Source organism: Streptomyces sp. NPDC048111 (assembly GCF_043202815.1).
Lineage (GTDB): Bacteria > Actinomycetota > Actinomycetes > Streptomycetales > Streptomycetaceae > Streptomyces.
The window spans coordinates 477,327-495,187 of sequence record NZ_JBIDBD010000001.1 but is presented as its reverse complement, the minus strand read 5'-3'; the positions used below and the strand labels follow the sequence as shown (position 1 = coordinate 495,187).

16 protein-coding genes are annotated in these 17,861 nt (G+C 72.3%); 7 read left to right on the top strand and 9 right to left on the bottom strand.

Features of this window, described 5'->3' with window-relative positions; genetic code table 11:
* Window positions 1–8: 8 nt before the first annotated feature.
* Window positions 9–1,514, bottom strand: a complete 1,506-nt coding sequence (locus ACGF3I_RS02215; protein ID WP_393128591.1) for an APC family permease — start codon at window positions 1,512–1,514, stop codon at window positions 9–11.
* Between the two features lie 362 nt (window positions 1,515–1,876).
* Between ACGF3I_RS02215 and ACGF3I_RS02210 the strand changes: the two genes are divergently transcribed.
* Window positions 1,877–2,971 (top strand): enoyl-CoA hydratase/isomerase family protein, encoded by a 1,095-nt coding sequence (locus ACGF3I_RS02210; protein ID WP_393128590.1) that lies wholly within the window; start codon window positions 1,877–1,879, stop codon window positions 2,969–2,971.
* Here ACGF3I_RS02210 and ACGF3I_RS02205 read toward each other — a convergent pair.
* Both ACGF3I_RS02205 and ACGF3I_RS02200 read right to left on the bottom strand, forming a co-directional pair.
* Window positions 2,958–3,395 (bottom strand): VOC family protein, encoded by a 438-nt coding sequence (locus ACGF3I_RS02205; protein WP_393128589.1) that lies wholly within the window; start codon window positions 3,393–3,395, stop codon window positions 2,958–2,960. The two genes, ACGF3I_RS02210 and ACGF3I_RS02205, sit on opposite strands and share 14 nt — an antisense overlap.
* A gap of 42 nt (window positions 3,396–3,437) precedes the next feature.
* On the bottom strand, window positions 3,438–4,310 hold the full coding sequence (locus tag ACGF3I_RS02200; RefSeq protein WP_393128588.1) for a uracil-DNA glycosylase: 873 nt from the start codon (window positions 4,308–4,310) through the stop codon (window positions 3,438–3,440).
* A 123-nt stretch (window positions 4,311–4,433) separates the two neighbouring features.
* On the opposite strand from ACGF3I_RS02200, the gene ACGF3I_RS02195 reads away from it, so the two are divergent.
* The 3 genes from ACGF3I_RS02195 to meaB are packed head-to-tail and all read left to right on the top strand — an operon-like array spanning window position 4,434 to window position 9,441.
* Entirely contained in the window at window positions 4,434–6,248 is a 1,815-nt protein-coding gene (locus ACGF3I_RS02195) for a methylmalonyl-CoA mutase family protein (protein WP_393128587.1), read from the top strand.
* Window positions 6,248–8,431 (top strand): methylmalonyl-CoA mutase, encoded by a 2,184-nt coding sequence (scpA, locus tag ACGF3I_RS02190; RefSeq protein ID WP_393128586.1) that lies wholly within the window; start codon window positions 6,248–6,250, stop codon window positions 8,429–8,431. Before ACGF3I_RS02195 ends, scpA begins: the two co-directional genes overlap by 1 nt.
* A gap of 5 nt (window positions 8,432–8,436) precedes the next feature.
* The gene (gene meaB, locus ACGF3I_RS02185; RefSeq protein WP_393128585.1) at window positions 8,437–9,441 is read left to right on the top strand and encodes a methylmalonyl Co-A mutase-associated GTPase MeaB; all 1,005 of its coding nucleotides are present in this window, start codon (window positions 8,437–8,439) and stop codon (window positions 9,439–9,441) included.
* A gap of 71 nt (window positions 9,442–9,512) precedes the next feature.
* Here meaB and ACGF3I_RS02180 read toward each other — a convergent pair whose 3' ends face one another.
* Window positions 9,513–10,091, bottom strand: coding sequence for a TetR/AcrR family transcriptional regulator (locus ACGF3I_RS02180; RefSeq protein WP_393128584.1), 579 nt, complete (start codon window positions 10,089–10,091; stop codon window positions 9,513–9,515).
* Between the two features lie 105 nt (window positions 10,092–10,196).
* Here ACGF3I_RS02180 and ACGF3I_RS02175 point away from each other — a divergent pair, with 105 nt between their 5' ends.
* A complete protein-coding gene (locus tag ACGF3I_RS02175; protein WP_393128583.1) occupies window positions 10,197–10,643 on the top strand; it encodes an anthrone oxygenase family protein in 447 nt (148 codons plus the stop codon).
* Between the two features lie 26 nt (window positions 10,644–10,669).
* On the opposite strand, the gene ACGF3I_RS02170 is transcribed toward ACGF3I_RS02175, so the two are convergent.
* The 3 genes from ACGF3I_RS02170 to ACGF3I_RS02160 all read right to left on the bottom strand — a co-directional run bounded on the left by ACGF3I_RS02170 (window position 10,670) and on the right by ACGF3I_RS02160 (window position 13,241).
* A complete protein-coding gene (locus ACGF3I_RS02170; RefSeq protein ID WP_393128582.1) occupies window positions 10,670–11,347 on the bottom strand; it encodes a DUF4097 family beta strand repeat-containing protein in 678 nt (225 codons plus the stop codon).
* Between the two features lie 113 nt (window positions 11,348–11,460).
* Window positions 11,461–12,420: an NmrA family NAD(P)-binding protein gene (locus tag ACGF3I_RS02165; RefSeq protein WP_393128581.1), complete on the bottom strand. Its 960-nt coding sequence runs from the start codon at window positions 12,418–12,420 to the stop codon at window positions 11,461–11,463.
* Window positions 12,417–13,241, bottom strand: a complete 825-nt coding sequence (locus tag ACGF3I_RS02160) for a polysaccharide deacetylase family protein (RefSeq protein WP_393128580.1) — start codon at window positions 13,239–13,241, stop codon at window positions 12,417–12,419. Before ACGF3I_RS02160 ends, ACGF3I_RS02165 begins: the two co-directional genes overlap by 4 nt.
* 99 nt (window positions 13,242–13,340) lie before the next feature.
* Between ACGF3I_RS02160 and ACGF3I_RS02155 the strand changes: the two genes are divergently transcribed.
* A complete protein-coding gene (locus tag ACGF3I_RS02155; protein ID WP_393128579.1) occupies window positions 13,341–13,748 on the top strand; it encodes a winged helix-turn-helix transcriptional regulator in 408 nt (135 codons plus the stop codon).
* 154 nt (window positions 13,749–13,902) lie between these two features.
* Window positions 13,903–15,270 (top strand): Vps62-related protein, encoded by a 1,368-nt coding sequence (locus tag ACGF3I_RS02150; RefSeq protein WP_393128578.1) that lies wholly within the window; start codon window positions 13,903–13,905, stop codon window positions 15,268–15,270.
* 49 nt (window positions 15,271–15,319) lie between these two features.
* Here ACGF3I_RS02150 and ACGF3I_RS02145 read toward each other — a convergent pair whose 3' ends face one another.
* Both ACGF3I_RS02145 and ACGF3I_RS02140 read right to left on the bottom strand, forming a co-directional pair.
* Window positions 15,320–16,021 carry an alpha/beta fold hydrolase gene (locus ACGF3I_RS02145; protein ID WP_393128577.1) on the bottom strand — a complete coding sequence of 234 codons (702 nt, stop codon included), beginning with the start codon at window positions 16,019–16,021 and terminating at the stop codon, window positions 15,320–15,322.
* A 242-nt stretch (window positions 16,022–16,263) separates the two neighbouring features.
* Window positions 16,264–17,640 (bottom strand): TolB family protein, encoded by a 1,377-nt coding sequence (locus ACGF3I_RS02140; protein ID WP_393128576.1) that lies wholly within the window; start codon window positions 17,638–17,640, stop codon window positions 16,264–16,266.
* Window positions 17,641–17,861: the final 221 nt, after the last annotated feature.

The following is a 17,861-nucleotide window of genomic DNA, read 5'->3' as shown; positions in this document are numbered from 1 at the left end:
ACGGTGGTTCAGCGCATGTCCTCGGCGGCGTCCGTGGAGCCAGGTCCCGTACCGGTACCCGTACCGGTACCCGTACCCGAACCGGTCCCGGCCCCCGGCGCGGAGCCGGATCCCGTACCCGCAGTGGAGCCGGACCCCGCACCCGAACCGGACCCGGCACCGGTGCCCGCTCCGGCGTCGGAACGGCGGCGCGCGAGCAGCATCGGTACGAGCCCGAGGACCGCGCCCACCGCGAGCAGGGCGAGACCGCGCAGCCACACCGCGCCGTCGACCTGCGTGGCGAGCAGGACACACGACAGGGCGCCGAGAACGGGGATCGCCGCGGGCGCGCGGAAGTGGTCCGGATTGCCCGAGTCGTCGCGGCGGCGCAGCACCAGGACCGCGGTGTTGACCGTGAAGAAGACCACCAGCAGGAGCAGTACCAGGGTCGCCGCGAGGGTCTCGATGTCACCGGTGAGCGCGAGCAGCAGGGACAGCGCCGTAGTGGTGGCGATGGCGGCCCACGGGGTGCGCCGCCGGGGCAGGACCCGGGTGAGGAAGACGGGCAGCAGACGCTCCCTGGCCATGCCGAACGCGAGCCGGGACGACATGATCCCGGTGAGCAGCGCTCCATTGGCCACCGCGACCAGCGCGATCGCGGAGAAGAGCCACTCGGGCACCGCGCCCACCGCCCGCACGACTTCGAGGAGCGGCCCGTCGGAGCCGGCCAGCACACCGGTGGGCACCGCCGCCGAGGCCGCCGCGCCCACCGCCGCGTAGACGAGCCCGGCCGTGCCGAGGGCGCCGAACAGGGCCCGCGGGTAGGCCCGGCGGGGATCGCGGGTCTCCTCGGCGACGTTGACGGAGGTCTCGAACCCGACGAAGGAGTAGTAGGCGAGCACCGCGCCACTGAGCGCGGCGGCCACCGGCCCCTTCTCCGGAGTGCCGAGCTGGACCAGCCGGCCGAGGTCGCCGTCGCCGCGCAGCACGAGCCACACGCCGAGCCCGATGACGAGGAGCAGTCCGCTCGTCTCGATGATCGTGGCCACCACGTTGGCCCGGGTCGACTCGCTGATGCCCCGCGCGTTGAGCAGGGCCAGGGCCGCAAGGAACAGCACGGCGACGACGGCGACGGGCAGCCGCACGAAGGCAGTCAGATACGTTCCGCCGAATCCCCGCGCGAGCGCCGCCACCGAGACGATGCCGGCCGCCAGCATGCAGAACCCCGTGAAGAACCCGGCGAACGGGCCGTAGGCGAGGGTCGCGTAGTACGAGGCGCCACCGGCCCGGGCGTACTTCGTGGCGAGTTCCGCGTAGGAGACCGCGGTCAGCAGGGCGAGCCCGAGCGCCACGGCCAGCGGTACCCACACCGCGCCGCCGGACTCGGCCGCCACCTGCCCGATGAGGACGTAGACACCGGCCCCCAGGACGTCCCCGAGGATGAAGAAGTACAGCAGCGGTGTGCCGAGCGCCCGCTTGAGGGTCCCCGGGGCCTCGGCCCCGCTCGGCCCCGGCCGTTGTGTCTGCGTGCTCACGTCGTACTCAGGCTTTCTTCGTGCGCTGGTCGTCGATGGCAACGGGGCCACTGCCCGGCCGCCCGGACGGCCACCCGTCGGGGTGCGCCGCTCCTGCCGTATGACCGCGGCGGGCCGATACCAAACCCGGGCGAAGGACCCCGCGCCGCCGCGCGGCGGACCGGCCCGTCCCGTCCGACGCCGTGTTCCGGGGCCCAGCGGTTGTGGTGCGGCCCGGATGGGATCATGGCCGGTGTCGTCCGGGCACCGTGTCGCTCGCACCGGGCGGCGAGCAGGGCCGGCCGAGCACCCCCAGCACATCCTGGAAGGACCTACGAGATCATGCGCGTCATCGTCGCCCGAGGACTCCCGGAGAACCCGCGATGAGCACCGGAGGCCAGGGCCAGGACGAAGCCCCGCCGCACACCGATGAAGTCCTGCTGCACACCGAGGGGCACGCCGCCCAGGTGACCCTGAACCGCCCCAGGGCGCTCAACGCCCTCACGCACGGCATGGTGCTGCGCATCGACGAGGCACTGAGCGCCTGGGAGCACGACCCCGGTGTGCGGGTCGTCGTGATCTCCGGTGCCGGCGAGCGCGGCCTGTGCGCGGGCGGCGACATCCGCGCCATCCACGACGACGCCCGCGCGGGCGGCACGGCCTCGGCGGACTTCTGGCGCGACGAGTACCGCCTCAACGCCCGCATCGCCCGCTATCCCAAGCCGTACGTGGCCCTGATGGACGGCATCGTCATGGGCGGCGGCGTCGGAGTCTCGGCCCATGGCAGCGTCCGTATCGTCACCGAACGCTCCCGCGTGGCCATGCCGGAGACCGGCATCGGGTTCGTCCCCGACGTGGGCGGCACCTACCTCCTCGGTCGCGCCCCGGGCCTGCTCGGCACCCACCTCGCCCTGACCGGCGCGGCCGTGGGGGCCGCCGACGCGCTGCTGTGCGCACTGGCCGACCGGTTCGTCCCGGCCGAGCGGCTCGGCGCGCTGGTCGCCGATCTCGCGCGGCTGCCCGTGCCCGAAGCGCTCGCCCGCCACGTGGCCGAGCCGCCCCCCGGCGACCTTGCCCGCCGGCGGGAGTGGATCGACCGGTGCTATGCCGCCGACACCGTCGAGGAGATCATCGACCGGCTCCTGACGTGCGGGGCGACCGAGGCCAAGGAGGCCGCCGAGACCCTCGCCGCCAAGTCGCCCACCGCCCTCAAGGTCACCCTCGCCGCCATGCGCCGTGTCCGTGAACTCGGGCCGCTGGAAAAGGTGTTGGCCCAGGAGTACCGCGTCTCCCTGGCGGCGCTGCGCTCGCACGACCTCGTCGAGGGCATCCGCGCCCAGGTCGTCGACAAGGACCGCACCCCGCACTGGTCACCGGCCCGGCTCGAGGAGGTCACCGACGACGACGTGGCCCGCTGCTTCGCTCCGCTCGGCGAACGCGAACTGCGCCTTCCCGCACCCGTCGTCAGCCCTTCTTGAGTTCCTCGGCGAGCATCACCAGGATGCCGCTGGGGCCGCGGAGATAGGTGAGCCTGTAGATGTCCTCGTACGTCGCCACACCGCGCAGCGGATGACAGCCGTGCCTCGCCGCCGTCTCCAGGGCCGCGTCGAGGTCGTCGACCGAGAAGGCGACGCGGTGCATGCCGATGTCGTTGGGCCGCGTGGGTTCCGACTCGATCGCTTCGGGGTGGATGTACTCGAAGAGTTCGAGCCGGCCCTGACCGTCCGGCGTCTGCAGCATGGCGATCTTCGCGTGGTTGCCGTCGAGGCCGACGGCGGTGTCCGTCCACTCGCCGCTGACCGTGTCACGGCCGAGGACGGTGAGGCCGAGGTCGGTGAAGAAGGCGATCGTCGCTTCGAGGTCGCGTACTGCGATCCCGACGTTCTCAAGTTTGATGGCCATGGGGCGCATGCTACTGAGCGGGCCGCGCGGACGCGCTCGTGTCTACCCCGGCGCCCCGGTCGAGAGCCCCGCCAGCCCCGCGGCCTGCTCCAGCACGGTGGTGAGCATGGGGGAGGTGAGGCGGCCCGTGAAGGTGTTGCGCTGGCTGGGGTGATAGCAGCCGATCACATGGAGTTCCCCGCCCGCGCCCGCGCCCGCGCCCCCGCCCGTGCCCCTGCTCGCGTCGGCGCCCTCGCGCCGCGCCGCTCCCGCCGCCGGCGCACCATCGGGCGACGCGCGCCGCAGCGTCACCACGGTGCCGTGCGCGAACCGGGGCCGGGGGCGCGGGAGTTGCCATCCCGCCTCGGCCAGTACGGGCAGGAGCGTCTGCCAGCCGAAGCCGCCCAGGACGACGACCGCGCGCGGGTCGAGCCGTGCGATCTCCGCCGCGAGCCACGGCCGGCACGTGTCGCGCTCCGCGGGCGTCGGCCTGTTCGCGGGCGGCGCGCAGTGGACCGGGGAGGTCACCCGTACCCCGTACAGCTCCAGGCCGTCGTCGGCCGAGGTGGCCGTGGGCCGGGAGGCGAGACCCACCGCGTGCAGCGCCGCGAAGAGGAAGTCGCCCGACGCGTCGCCGGTGAACATCCGGCCCGTCCGGTTGGCGCCGTGCGCGGCCGGGGCGAGCCCCACCACCACGAGCGGCGCGTCGTGGGGGCCGAACCCCGGCACCGGCCGGCCCCAGTACTCCCACTGCGCGAAGCCGGCGCGCTTCGTGGCCGCGACCTCCTCGCGCCAGGCGACCAGCCGGGGACAGGCTCTGCATGCGACCAGATGGCTGTTCAGCTCGGACAGCCCGCTGCTGTGCGCCGCGTGGAACGCGGGGTAGTCGCGGTCCTCGGTGGAGGGCCGCGGTCCTTCGGTGCCGAACTCGTCCATGACCGCACGCTACCGGCCTCCCCTAGCGGGGAACCCGGTGGAGGATCAAGGGCGATCGGAAGAGTGCAAGGTCACAGCGCTGTGCTCTGCTGGTCCTTCGCGTCACTGCCCTAGCATGCGAGCATGACGGTCCTGCCTGACGACGGGCTTTCGCTGGCAGCCGAGTTTCCTGATGCGACCCATGAGCAGTGGCAGCGCCTTGTCGAAGGCGTACTGCGCAAGTCGGGCAAGGAACTCTCGGGTGCGGCAGCCGAAGACGCCCTGTCCACGCTGTTGGAGGACGGGCTCGGTACGCGTCCCCTGTACACGGCGGACGACCCCGCGCCCGATCCCGGTTTCCCCGGCTTCGCCCCGTTCGTACGGGGCGGCCGGGCCGAGGGGAGCACCGCCGGCGGCTGGGACGTGCGGCAGCGCCATGCCGCCGTCGCGGACGGCGCCGTGCTCGGCGACCTGGAGAACGGGGTCACGTCACTGTGGCTCGTCGCCGGTGACGGCGGCTTCCCGGTGGCGCGGCTGCCTCAGGTGCTGGACGGGGTCCATCTCGACCTCGCCGCCGTGGTGCTGGACGCCGGGGCCCAAGTGGAGCCCGCCGCGCGGGAGTTGATGCGCCTCTACGAGGAGCGCGGCGTCGCCGCCGATGCGGCCCGCGGCAACCTCGGGGGTGACCCGCTGGGGCATCGGGCCCGTACCGGCGAGGCGTTCGGCTTCGCGGCGGTGGCGGAGCTCGCCCGGCGGTGCGCCGACACGTACCCGGGGCTGCGGGCCCTGACGGTGGACGCGCTGCCCTACCACGAGGCCGGCGGCTCGGCCGCGCAGGAGCTGGGCTGCTCGCTGGCGACCGGCGTCGCGTACCTGCGGGAGCTGACCGAGGCGGGCCTGTCGGTGGAACAGGCCGCCGGGCAGATCGAGTTCCGGTACGCGGCGACCGCCGACCAGTTCCTCACCATCGCCAAGCTGCGGGCGGCCCGCCGGCTCTGGGCGCGGGTCACCGAGGTGTGCGGCGCGGTAGCCGCGCAGCTCCAGCACGCCGTGACCTCCCCCGTGATGATGTCGCGCCGCGACCCGTGGGTGAACATGCTGCGCACGACGGTCGCCACGCTCGCCGCCGGGGTCGGCGGCGCCGACTCCGTCACCGTGCTGCCCTTCGACCACGCGCTCGGTCTGCCGGACGCGTTCGCGCGGCGCATCGCCCGCAACACCTCCTCGATCCTCGTCGAGGAATCGCATCTGGCCCGGGTGATCGACCCGGCCGGCGGTTCCTGGTACGTGGAGCGGCTCACCGACGAACTCGCCCACGCGGGCTGGGAGTTCTTCCAGAACATCGAGCGCGCGGGCGGTCAGGCCGCGGCGCTCGACTCGGGCCACATCGGCGACGCGCTCGCGGCCACCTGGGCCGCACGCTCGGCGAAGCTCGCCAAGCGGCGCGAACCCATCACCGGGGTCAGCGAGTTCCCGCATCTCGCCGAGGCCCCGGTGGAGCGGGCGCCCGCACCGCCGCCGCCGTCCGGCGGGCTGCCGCGGGTCCGGCGCGACGAGGCGTTCGAGGCGCTGCGGGCCCGCTCCGACGCCCACCTCGCCGCCACCGGCGCCCGGCCGCGGATCTTCCTGGCCACCCTGGGCCCGGCCGCCGCCCACACCGCACGGGCGACGTTCGCCGCCAACCTGTTCCAGGCGGGCGGCATCGAACCGGTCACCGGAGACGCCACCGCCGAGGCGTTCCGCGCCTCCGGCGCCACCGAAGCGTGTCTCTGCTCCAGCGACGCGCTGTACGAGGAGCAGGCGGCGGACGCCGCCGGACGCCTGAAGTCGGCCGGTGCCACCCGGGTGTTCCTCGCCGGGCGCCCCGGCGAGTACGACGCCGTGGACGCGTACGTCTTCGCGGGCTGCGACGCCGTCGCGCTGCTCACCACCACCCTCGACCGCATGGGAGTGTCCTGATGGGAATCCCCGACTTCTCCGGGGTCGACCTGGGGACGCCCCGCGCCGACGGCTCCGCCCGGGCATGGCGCGCGGCCCGCGATGCGGCGGCCGGCGGCGAAGCCCTCTGGGAGACCCCCGAGGGCATCGCGGTCAAGCCGCTCTACACCGGGACGGACGTCGAGGGCCTCGACTTCCTGGGCACCTACCCGGGCATCGCGCCGTATCTGCGCGGCCCGTACCCGACGATGTACGTCAACCAGCCCTGGACGATCCGGCAGTACGCGGGCTTCTCCACGGCCGAGGAGTCCAACGCCTTCTACCGGCGCAACCTCGCGGCCGGGCAGAAGGGGCTTTCGGTCGCCTTCGACCTGCCCACCCACCGCGGCTACGACAGCGACCACCCGCGGGTGACCGGTGACGTCGGCATGGCGGGCGTGGCCATCGACTCGATCCTCGACATGCGCCAGCTCTTCGACGGCATCCCGCTGGACAGGATGACCGTGTCGATGACGATGAACGGCGCCGTCCTGCCCGTCCTCGCGCTGTACATCGTGGCCGCCGAGGAGCAGGGCGTACCGCCGGAGAAGCTGGCGGGGACCATTCAGAACGACATCCTCAAGGAGTTCATGGTCCGCAACACCTACATCTATCCGCCGAAGCCGTCGATGCGGATCATCTCCGACATCTTCGCCTACACCTCCCAGCGGATGCCGCGCTACAACTCGATCTCCATCTCCGGCTACCACATCCAGGAGGCCGGTGCCACGGCCGACCTGGAGCTCGCCTACACGCTGGCCGACGGCGTGGAGTACCTGCGGGCCGGGCAGGAGGCGGGTCTGGACGTCGACGCGTTCGCGCCGCGGCTGAGCTTCTTCTGGGCGATCGGCATGAACTTCTTCATGGAGATCGCCAAGCTGCGGGCGGCCCGCCTGCTGTGGGCCAAGCTGGTCAAGCAGTTCGACCCGAAGAACGCCAAGTCCCTTTCCCTGCGCACCCATTCGCAGACCTCCGGCTGGTCGCTGACCGCCCAGGACGTCTTCAACAACGTGACCCGCACGTGCGTGGAGGCGATGGCCGCCACCCAGGGCCACACCCAGTCGCTGCACACCAACGCCCTCGACGAGGCACTCGCCCTGCCCACCGACTTCTCGGCCCGGATCGCCCGCAACACCCAGCTCCTCATCCAGCAGGAGTCGGGCACCACGCGCGTCATCGACCCCTGGGGCGGCAGCGCGTACGTGGAGCGGCTCACCTTCGACCTGGCCCGGCGCGCCTGGCAGCACATCGAGGAGGTCGAGCAGGCGGGCGGCATGGCCAGGGCCATCGACGCCGGCATCCCCAAGCTGCGCATCGAGGAGGCCGCGGCCCGCACCCAGGCGCGCATCGACTCGGGCCGCCAGCCGGTCATCGGCGTCAACAAGTACCGCGTCGAGAGCGACGAGCGGATCGACGTGCGCGCCGTCGACAACTCCTCCGTCCGCGTCCAGCAGATCGAGAAGCTGCGCCGGCTGCGCGCCGAGCGCGACGAGACCGCGTGCCGCGACGCGCTCGACGCCCTCACCCGGGCGGCGGGCGGCGAGGGGAACCTCCTGGAGCTGGCCGTCGACGCGGCCCGCGCCAAGGCCACCGTCGGCGAGATCTCCGACGCCCTGGAGAAGGTGTACGGACGGCACTCCAGCCAGATCCGTACGATCTCCGGTGTGTACCGCAACGAAGCAGGGGAGTCGCCGACCGTGGAGCGCACCCGGGCCCGGGTGAGCGCCTTCGAGGAGGCCGAGGGCCGGCGCCCGCGCATCCTGGTCGCCAAGATGGGCCAGGACGGCCACGACCGCGGCCAGAAGGTCATCGCCACCGCCTTCGCCGACCTCGGTTTCGACGTGGACGTCGGCCCGCTGTTCCAGACGCCGGCCGAGGTGGCGCGCCAGGCCGTCGAGGCCGACGTGCACATCGTCGGCGTGTCCTCGCTGGCGGCCGGGCACCTCACCCTCGTACCGGCGTTGCGCGAGCAGCTCGCCGAGGAGGGCCGCGAGGACATCATGATCGTGGTGGGCGGAGTGATCCCCCCGCAGGACGTGCCGACCCTGCTCGACATGGGCGCCACCGCGGTGTTCCCGCCGGGCACGGTCATCCCGGACGCGGCGCTCGACCTGGTCGACAAGCTCGCCGCCGGCCTCGGCCACGACGTCGGCGACGGCCGCTGAGCCCCATGGCCATCGACCTCGACACCTATGTGAAGGGAGTGCTCGACGGGAAGCGGGCGCACATCGCCCGCGCCATCACCCTCGTCGAGTCCACCCGGCCCGACCACCGGGCCCTGGCGCAGTCCCTGCTCACCCGGCTGCTCCCGCACAGCGGAAAGGCGCGCCGGGTGGGCATCAGCGGCGTACCCGGTGTCGGCAAGTCGACGTTCATCGACGCGCTCGGCACGATGCTCACCTCGCTCGGGCACCGGGTCGCGGTGCTGGCCGTCGACCCGTCCTCGACCCGCACGGGCGGCTCCATCCTGGGCGACAAGACCCGGATGGAACGCCTCTCCGTCGACCCGGCCGCCTTCGTACGCCCCTCGCCCACCGCGGGCACGCTCGGCGGTGTCGCCAAGGCGACGCGCGAGTCGATCGTGGTGATGGAGGCGGCGGGCTACGACGTGGTCCTGGTGGAGACGGTCGGCGTCGGCCAGTCGGAGACCGCGGTCGCGAACATGGTCGACACCTTCCTGCTGCTCACCCTCGCCCGCACCGGCGACCAGTTGCAGGGCATCAAGAAGGGCGTCCTCGAACTCGCCGACGTGATCGCGGTGAACAAGGCGGACGGTCCGCACGAGCGCGACGCCAGGGCGGCGGGCCGTGAACTGGCCGGCGCCCTGCGTCTGATGCACCCCGCCGACGCCGCCTGGACACCGCCCGTCCTGTCGTGCAGCGCCCGCGAATCGACCGGTCTCGACACGGTCTGGGAGCGCGTCGAGCAGCACCGCACCCTGCTCGACTCGACGGGCCGCCTCGCCGCCAAGCGCCGCGAGCAGCAGATCGACTGGACCTGGACGATGGTCCGTGACGAACTCCTCGGCCGTCTCCACGCGGACCCCGCGGTACGGGCCCTCGCACCCGACCTCGAACAGGCCGTCCGGGAAGGCGAGTTGACGGCCACGCTCGCCGCGGAACGCATCCTCGGGGCGTTCGGCGGCGAAGGGGGCCGAGGCGCGGAGCGGCCGTAGCCCGGCCCTGACGGCGTCGTGCGCGCCTGTGGGCCGCGGTGTCCCGGGCGGGGGCGGCCGGCCGCCGTGCGTCACACCACGGGAAGCCGCTCCACGAGCAGCTTCACCCTCGGCCCGACGTACTCCCGCGGCAGCCGCCCGGCCCGGGTCAGCGTCGCGAGGCCGTGCAGGGACGCCCAGAACACCTCGGTGAACAGCCCCGGTTCGACGCCGTCCCCCGCCATGTCGCCCAGGCACTCCAAGAGCGCGGCGAAGGCGTCCTTCAGGGGCTCCGGGGTCTCCTCCCGCGCGAACGCGAGCCCGCCGTCGAGCTGGAACAGGGCGTCGTAGACGGCCGGGTTGGCCGCGGCGAAGTCCAGGTAGGCGTGCGCGAGGGCGGCGGCCCGCTCGCGGGGACCGTCCGCCCGGGCCGTCGCGGCCCGCACGGCCACGGCCAGCTCGCCGGCGCCTTCGAGGGCGACGGCGCCGATGATCTCGCGCTTGCCGCTGAAGTGGCTGTAGAGGACGGGCTGGCTGTATTCGATGCGCTCGGCGAGCCGCCGTGTGGTCACGGCGTCCCAGCCCTGCTGCTCGGCGAGTTCACGGGCGGTGGTCACGATCAGGCGTTCTCGCTCCGCCCGCTCGCGCTGCTTGCGCTCCTGGAGTGACATGCCTTGATTCTAGCACCGCTAGACAAGCGAGCGGCAGCAGGTCTAGCTTTGGCTCATCGGCTAGCGCCGCTAGATCCGATCGGTCGGAAGTGAAGGGGCGTCGCCATGCTCAGCGCACTCGAAGTCGTCACCACCGTGGTCGTGGGCCTGATGGTGGGGGTGGAGTTCTCCGTCGCCTTCGTCATCAACCCGATCCTCAACGCCCTTCCGGACGACAGCACCCAGCTCGGCAACGCCCATGGCGGCCGGATGCTGGGAGCCGTGATGCCGGTGTGGTACTTCTCCTCGCTCGCCCTGGTGGTGGCCTGTGCCGTGGCCGGCCGGCATCACGGTGGCGCCGGCCTCCTCGCCACCGCGGGCGGGCTGCTGGTGCTGAGCGTGGTCATGTCGATCCTGCTGCTCGTCCCGATCAACAACCGGAACAAGACGTGGACCCCCGAGACCCGGCCCGCCGACTGGAAGCAGCAGTTGAACCGCTGGAACCGCTACCACTACGTCCGCGTAGCGGTCCTCGTCGCCGCCTTCACCCTGCTGGCCACGGCTCTTACGTGACGTGCTGCGCCCGGTCGCGCGAGGGGTCACAGGCTGCGGGCGGTGATGTCGCCGTGCGAGGTGGTGGCGTGGATGTTGAGGGCGGCCGCGGCTCCCTCGGTGTTGCTGAGGGTGTTGTGCACGCGGCCGTGGGACGTGCCCGCGTCGAGGGTGGCCGAGGTCCCGTGCGCGGCGCCGACGGAGATCCGGCCGAAGTGGGTGTGCAGGGTGAGGGTGCCGTGCTCGGCCTCGTCGATGCGGATGTCGCCCGCCGAGACGGTGATGGCGCCGTCACCGGTCAGCCGCCCGACCCTGACGTCCCCGGCGTGCACGGTCAGGCGCAGGCTCGCCGCCTCGTCCAGCTGGACGGTGCCGTGGGCGCCGTCGAAGACGACGTCACCGAGACGCCCGGCGGTCCGCAGCTCCGCCGCGCTCGACGCGGCCTGCACCCGGGAGCCGGCGGGCAGGTGGACGGTCACATCCACGGAACCCGAGGAACCGAACACGGCACTCCTGACCGGGACCGGCACGGCGATGTGCAGGACGCCTTCGCCGAAGTCGACGGTGGCGTGCTCGGCGGCGTGCACATCGCGCCTCCTGCCCGCGTCGGCGGGGTTGATGTCCACGGTGACGTTCTCCTGGTCGGTGGTGGCGACGATCTGGACGCGGCCGGCCGGGATGTCGAGGACGGCGGTGATCGGGCCGGTGGTGACGAACGTGCGCATGAGGGCTCCTGCGTCTCGGTGTCGTCCGCGGCTTCGTGTGCCGCGGTGCGTTGTGCAGGTAGACCATGCGCGGGGGCGGTTTCAGTGCGGCGTCACGACGGTTTCAGCCGGCTTCAGCGGGTCGTGGGGAGACCCTCGCGCGGCGCCGCCCCGGCCCAGCCGGTGTGGTGGAGCCAGGCCTCGAAGGTCATCAGGGCGGGGTGCAGGCGGCGCAGGAGGGGGACGTCCCGGTCTCTGGCGTAGAGGTCACGGTCGGCGAAGAACCGGAACATGGCCGCGTAGTCATGGCCGAACTCCGGTACCGCGGCGCGCAGTTCGGAGTGCGGCAGCGGGACGTAACTGCTCGGGATGCCCGTCACCCGGGTGAAGGCGGCCGCGATCTCGTCACCCGTCAGGCTGTCACCGATCACCGCGAGGTCGCGGGCGCCCCAGGACTGCCAGTGGTCGAACAGGTGGCAGGTGAACCAGGCGATGTCGTCGAGGGCGACGAGCGGATAGCGGGCGGCGCCGAGGGGGAGCCGGAAGGTCAGACCGCCCCGGCCGTCCGGTCGCGGGGCCAGCCGGTCCCGCAGGTTCTCGAAGTACGGCGCCGTCGTCAGGACCGAGACGTGCTCCGTGTACCAGCCGTCGGTCTCCTTGCGGAGCATTTCCTCCGACCGCATCAGGCCGATGTGGGCGGCGACCGCGGCCTTGCTGTCGAAGTGCGGGACGGGGTGCCCGGTCAGGGACACCGCGCTGTCGAGCGAGGACCAGATGAAGCGCTCCACCCCGGCGCGTTCCGCGGCGGCCAGCAGGCGCAGACCCTGCCGGTACTCGCCCACGGCGCTGCCCGTCGCGAAGAAGTCGGTGTTGGCGAACACCCGGTCGGCCTGCCCCATCAGCCTCTCCACGGCTGCCGGGTCGGAGCGGACCAGGCGCACACGGCCGGGGGCCATGGCGGTGAGCGCGGCGGCGTGGGCGGACCCGGGGTGACGGGTGGGCACGGTGAGCGTGGCGTCGCTGGTGGCCAGCAGACGCTGGACGACGCGCCTGCCCATCGCCCCGGTGCCGCCGACGACGAGGATGCGGGTCATGACGTTCCCTCCTGCCGCGTCAGGATGTGCTCGGCCACTTGGGCGTGGGTGGCGACCCAGACGTCATCGCGGTTCCGCACCTCGTCGAGGATCTGACCGATCATGCCCGCGAGATGCGGTCGGCCTCCGACATGCGCGTGCACGGTGAGGTGGAAGACACCGGGGCCGGGAGCCGCGATCAGCTGGTCGAGGAGCGCGCGGTGCAGGTCGCGATAGGCGTACGGACCGGTACCCGCGTCGCGGACGTCGGAGTGGTCGCTGTGCATGAGGGACGCCAGCGGCCCGTGCGCCGTCGCCAGGACCCGCGGCAGGTCGTGGTCGCCGTGGTCCCCGATCCAGCGGTAACCCGCCTCGGCGAGCAGGTCGGCGGTGTGCCTGGAACCCGTGGCGCGCGGGCTCATCCAGCCCGTCGGACGCACGCCCGTCACCGCGCTGAGGACATCGGTGCACCGGCGGACGTTGCGCCGCTCGGCATCGGCATCGAGCAGCGTGGGCACCACGTCCTGGGCCCAGGAGTGTGCGGCGATCTCGTGGCCCGCCGCGTGCACGGCCCGGACGGTCTCGGGGTGCCGCGCGGCCACCAGGCCGCTGACGCCCACGGTGGCGGGCAGGTCACCGAGGACGTCGATCAGGCGCCATATGCCGGTGGTGACGCCGTAGTTCACCCAGGAGGTGCTGTGCGTGTCGTCGGCGTCCGGCAGGGGCCACGCCGCCGCCATCGGCGCGTACGGGGGCCAGTGCCCCGGTGACCACAGCTCCAGTGCGACGGTGACCAGCGCGACGACCTTCCGGCCGCCCGGCCACCCGACCCCGGTTCTCATCCGCGTTCCCTTCCTTCCCTGCTCCTCATCGCTTCCGCCGACGACGCTAGTGAGGCGCCGGGTACCTCGGGGTTCCTGGCGGCGGGCTACGGTCGGGGCATGCGTGCGTACCCAGGCAGTGACTTCCTCGCCGACTGCCCGGCCCGGCTTGCCGTCGAGGTCATCGCGGACAAGTGGGCGGTGGTCGTGCTGTTCGCGCTGAGCCGGAAGCCGTGTCGGCACGGCGAGTTGGCCGACGCGATCGGAGGCGTCTCACGCAAGGTGCTGACCCAGACGCTGCGCCGGTTGCAGGGCAACGGCCTGGTCGACCGCCGCGCCGAGGCGGGACGGGCCACCTACGCGCTCACGGATCTGGGCCGGACCCTGGCGCAGCCGATCGCCGTGCTGACGCAGTGGGGGCACGAACACGGTGGCGCCGTGGTGGAGTTCCAGGAGCAGGAGCAGGAGCAGGAGCAGGAGCAGGAGCAGGAGCAGGAGCAGGAGCAGGAGCAGCACGAGCGCGGCTGAGGGCGCGCTCGCGCTACCCCGGGACGTGGCCCGGGATGCGCGCTTTCCGGCTGAACCTGCCCTCAATCCGGACACGACCCCCTGATTCCGATTCATGACCTTTGGGCCGGTCCTATCGTCCGGCGAGGAACACTCGTCCACAGGAGGGTTCGTCATGACCATGGGTCTGCGGTACGGGGCGATCGAGCTGGGTGTCACCTCGCGCTTCAACTGGATCTGGGACGACCGGGGGTCGAAGGGCAAGCGGGACGGGGCCTTCTACACCCCGGCGCGCTCGGTCCTCGAATCACTGCTCGGCTGGCGAGTGCTGGCCCACATCGGCAGGCCGGACCACGAGCACCTGGACCGGCAGCGGACGGCGATCCTGGCCCGGGAGGTCGACGCGGCCAACCAGATGCTGAAGTCGCCGACCGACTTCGAGCGGATCTGGGAGGACCGGGCGTCGGGAGCCAAGGCATACGGCTCCTGCTGGCGGCCGGTGCCGCCCGCGGGCTACGTCTCCCTTGGCGACGTCTTCGTCCAGGGCTGGGACAAACCCGACCCGCGCAGCTACTGGTGTGTCCGCAAGACCCCGGTCGGCGGCCGCAGCTACGTGCGGGAGGGCCGGATCGGGGCGTCGATCTACGACGACAGCGGGACGGGCGCGCACATGGACCTCTCGGTGTGGCAGATCGATCCGCCGTCGTACCCGGACGACAGCACGGAACGGCTCGTCCTCGGCCTGGACGCCTTCGTCGCGGGCAACCAGCACCACAGCAGGCCGAACCGCACGGTGTACGTCCTCGACCTGCCGGCCCTCGTCGTCAAGCGGCCCGAGCCGACGCGGCCCGTCCTGACCTCCCACAGCGTGCCGGAGCAGGAGACGCTGAAGGTCGTGGACAGGGCCGTCACCGTGCCCTGCACCCTGGTCAAGGATCCGGGCAAGGAAGCGGACTGGCAGGTGGCCAACTCGCCCTTCTACACACTCGAACGGCGCGTCAACTACTACCGGCAGTTGTTCTACGACAACTCCGGCGGCTCGACCGAGGAGAACAACCGCCAGCAGGTCACGACGGGAATCTCCACGGAGAGCAGCGAGGAGTACAGCCGGCGCACCAGCATCACCGTCAGTGCCTCGGTGGGCATTTCGATCAAGGCGTTCTCCGCGTCGGTCGAGACCAGTGTGACCACCGAGATGGGCTACAGCAGCCGCTACGGCGTGACGCAGTTCCAGCAGGAGACGAAGGACTGGTCGATGACGGTGCCGGCAGGCAAGTCCGCGGCGCTGTGGTCACCGCGCCACGAGATCGTGGCCCTTCGGCAGAACGGCGAGGTCGTGGGGGGCCAGGGCGGCCTCAAGTGCGATGTCGACGTACGCGTCAAGACCGAGTTCCCCGAGGGGTCGGCCGTCAAGGTCTTCGTGGACGACATCGAGGAGGCCGAGGACCTCAAGGCCCAGCCGTTCGGCGAGTCCCGGTCGAACGTCCCTGAGCGCACCCCCGACATCGTCACTGACACCGTCACTGAGATCGCCACCGACTGACCATTCCGGACTGGGCAGTTCCCGGCATGACGGGCCGCAGCAGGACCGATCACAGGAAGACGGGGGAGTCCGCCGCGCGGAGTGCGGTGGCCAGGTCCGACGGCCGGCCGTCCAGCGGCCCGAGCATGTCGGCGACGACTTCGGTGATGGTGCGGTGCCAGACGCCTGAGCGGCGCACCATCGCGTGGTCTCCGCCGCGGATGACGACGACGGCGGCACGGGCGCCGGCGGCCCGTGCCCGACGACCATGGGCGGTGGACGCCTCGGCGCTGGTCACCGTGTCGCGGTCGCCGTGCAGGAGCACCGCCCGTTTTCCCCCGAGCTGCTCGACCGGCTCGCCCGGCGGCAGCCACGGGGCAAGGGCCACGACGCCGCTGACGTTCGGATGCACCGCGGCGCGCAGGGCCGCCCTGCCACCCATGGAGTGACCGACGAGCACGACGGGAACCGACCCGGCCAGCTCGCGGAGTTCGTCGAGGGCGCGCACGGTGTCCTGGACCGGGTCTTCCTGGTTCCACCCTCGGTACCGGTAGCGGACGTCGCCCAGAACCGTCTCGTCCCGGCGCACGGCCGAGGCCGCCGCACGGAGCACGGGCCGCATGCGCAGGGCCGCCAACTGCCAGGGCCGCGCCGCCTCGTAGCCGCTCGCACGTCCGCCGCGCAGGGTGATGACGGCAGCCCGCGCGTGACGGGGCTGGTGGCGGATCCACAGAGGGGAACCGCCCGGTGCTTCCCCCGGACCTCGTGCCATCGACCGACCCTCTCCTTCGGAACGCGCTCGCGCGCCGGATTTCACCTACTGATACTGCATTCGGAGCCGCCGGGCGAACGGATGGGTCTGCGCCGGCTCGGGCGGTGTATCCGGGCGGATGCTTCGGCTTCGCCGCCCAGGCGAGGGCGCCGGGCGGAGAGGGCGGAAGGCAGGGGCGCAGGGCGGGAGGCGGGGAGAGGCACGGAGGGGCGCGGTGATCGGCCCCGTCCGTGCCCGCACGTTCACCGCAGGTGGCGGACGAAGACGTCGCTCACCCCATTGCCGTCCCGGGGCACCAGATTGCCCGCCGTGCTGTCGAACACCGCCGTACGACCGGCGAGGTCGATGCCGAAGCTCAGTGAGAATTCGGTGGCCTGCGCCCCGTCGGCCGCCACGTTCACGCGCTCCACCGCGCCGGTGCGCAGATCGCGTACGAAGACGTCCTCGTGGCCGTTGGTGTCGTTCGGCACCAGGTTGGAGGCGGACGAGCTGAAGAACGCGCGCCGGTTGTCGGCGCTCATGGCCACGTGCCCGTAGGACATGTCATTGGGCTCCGAGCCGTCGGCGGCCAGGCTCAGCCGCCGGGTGACACCCGTGCGCAGATCCTCGGCGAAGGCGTCCGTCGTGCCGTTGGTGTCGCCCGCGACGATGTTGGCGCTGAGACTCATGAAGAGCGCGTAGCGTCCGTCCGGGCTCAGGCCGATGTCCGTGAGGACCGCCACCTGTGAGCCGGTGAGGGTGTGTCCGGCCAGCTGGGTGCGGCCGGTGCGCAGATCGTGCGCGTAGAACACCCGCGCCCGGGGTCGCGCGAGCGCCTCCTCCTCTCCGCCGCCAGGGCGTGGATCGAGGTTGGCCGCCCGGCTCTTGAAGCCGACCCGGCTGCCGTCGGCGCTGAGCACCGGGGAGATGGAGTAGCCGTCGGCCTGTGTGCCGTCGGAGGCGACGCTGACCCGTTCGACGGTTCCGCGCCACCGGTCCTTCACGAACACGTCCTGCACCGCGTTGGTGTCCCCGGGCACCAGGTCGCCGCGCGTGGAGGTGAAGGCGACGAAGCGGCCGTCGGCGCTGATGGACGGCTCGGCGTCGTCGACGCGTTCCTGCGGCCGGTCCTGGATGAGGAGTTCGGTGCGCCGCGTCCAGCGGTCGCGCACGTACACCTGCGTACTGCCGGTGGCGTTCCCGCCGGGCACGAGGTTGGTGGCGTCGGAGCTGAAGACGACGTACCGTCCGTTCCCGCTCAGCGACGCGTCCCAGATGGAGCCGTCGGCCGGTGCGCCGCCGAGAGCGGTGTTGATCCGCTCAACCCGGCCGGAACGCAGGTCCTTGACGAAGGGGCCGCCCTTCGCAGCGTCACCGGGGATCAGGTTGTCGGCCTGCGAGCCGAAGAGGACGAAGCGGCCGTCACCACTGATCCTTCCCTGCCCCGACTCGCCGTTCGCCTCGGTGCCGTCGGCGGCGACACTCACCCGCTCGGTGCGCGGCCGGTGTGCGTCGGCGGTGGAGGCGGTGGCTGTCGTGGCCGTAGCGGGCGTGGCAGTGGCGGCGGCCGCGGGTAACACGGCTGTCGCCCAGGCCCCCAAGGCCGCGGCCATGACGGCCGTGCGTCTGAGATGGCGCATGTGACTCCCCTTGCTCAAGCGGTGAACGGTGTATGTGACCGGTGTATGTGATCGGTGTACGGGGTCGGTGTACGGGGTCGGTGTACGCGATGGCGGGTCGAGCCGTAGGAAGCCAATCGCGAGGTGCTGAGCGGGTCAACAGGGAGGGACCGGCTCCGGTCCGAGCGGCCGACGCGGGACGATGCGGTTGAGTCATGCGCAGGGCTCGGCCCGGCACCCTG